The sequence below is a fragment of the Moorena sp. SIO4A1 genome (assembly GCF_010672065.1).
Classification (GTDB): domain Bacteria; phylum Cyanobacteriota; class Cyanobacteriia; order Cyanobacteriales; family Coleofasciculaceae; genus Moorena.
On the sequence record NZ_JAAHHX010000921.1, the window covers coordinates 1 to 1,175 of the forward strand.

Below are 1,175 nucleotides of genomic sequence, written 5' to 3' on the forward strand. Positions count from 1 at the left end.
AGAAGTCAGAAGTCAGAAGTCAGAAGTTAGAAGTCAGAAGTCAGAAGTCAGAAGTTAGAAGTCAGAAGTCAGAAGTCAGAAGTAAGCTAGACTCACGTTTCGGAGTTTAGGAGCAACTGCATCAAGACAATGTCAAACATCGAGGTGCGCACCTCTATATGCCTAGTGCTATAACAATAGCTGAGATGCGATCGGCGAAGCCGCGCCAAAGGCGATTAGCCCGAAGGGCTACGCTACGCGATCGCTTAATTCCCTACCACCTTAATCCCTTAACCCTAACAATTTTTGTCTTTTCTTAACAACCTAATCAATTTAGAGAATAAGGTTCTTCAGTACCTACTATGCTAAATTTATAGTTTAAAAAAACCGAAAATATTACTGTGTAAGGGTTATGAGGCTATTTAACAATAAATTTTTCTGAATACTGCCTCTTCCTCCTGCTCCCTGCTCCCTGCTCCCTGCTCCCTGCTCCCTGCTCCCTTTGGCAAATTGTTAATCTAGCATAACAAGTACGGAAGAGCCGGGAATAATTCCATAACTAACCTTAACAAATCATCAGTATAATCCCGGACAACTAATGGGTTATCATAAAAGTGGGATAAAGCAATACATACTGATAATTTTCCTTCTAGGGAGGCCAAAAATGAAATTCAATATTTTGGCAACGCTAACCTTACTCGCTTCCCTGTTCTTTACTGGTTCAGCAGTAGCTGAGAACCCAGACCAGGTGCAACAGTTGCTCTCAACTGGTGAATGTCCAGGGTGTAATTTAAAAGGAGCGGATCTATCGGGTGCACATCTACTAGGGGCTGACTTGAGGAATGCTAACCTGCAAGGAGCAATCTTAATCGAAGCCAACCTAGAAGGTGCTGACCTGACTGGTGCCAACTTAAACGGGGCTAACTTAACCCAAGCCTTTGTTACCAACGCTAGTTTAAACTGCGCTAATCTCAACCAAGTGAATTTAACAGCGGCCAAGCTTTACGACACCGATGTGTCTGGAGCTGTCATGAACAACATGACCTTAACTAATGCCGAGATATTTGAAACTGGCATTGGCATTGGTGGTAGTGCCGAGGAATTCAATTTCAATGTCGAGTGTAGAGTAGAGTCTTGACACGTAAGCGATCAGCGATCAGCGATCAGCTATTAGCTTATGGATCACAGTGTCGAAG

2 protein-coding genes are annotated in these 1,175 nt (G+C 43.3%); both read left to right on the forward strand.

The genetic code is table 11. From position 1 onward, the window contains the following. Nucleotides 1–158 precede the first annotated feature (158 nt). Nucleotides 159–299 carry a hypothetical protein gene (locus F6K53_RS44105; protein ID WP_158069424.1) on the forward strand — a complete coding sequence of 47 codons (141 nt, stop codon included), beginning with the start codon at nt 159–161 and terminating at the stop codon, nt 297–299. Nucleotides 300–643: 344 nt separating this feature from the next. Then, entirely contained in the window at nt 644–1,117 is a 474-nt protein-coding gene (locus tag F6K53_RS44110) for a pentapeptide repeat-containing protein (protein WP_070391320.1), read from the forward strand. Nucleotides 1,118–1,175 lie beyond the last annotated feature (58 nt).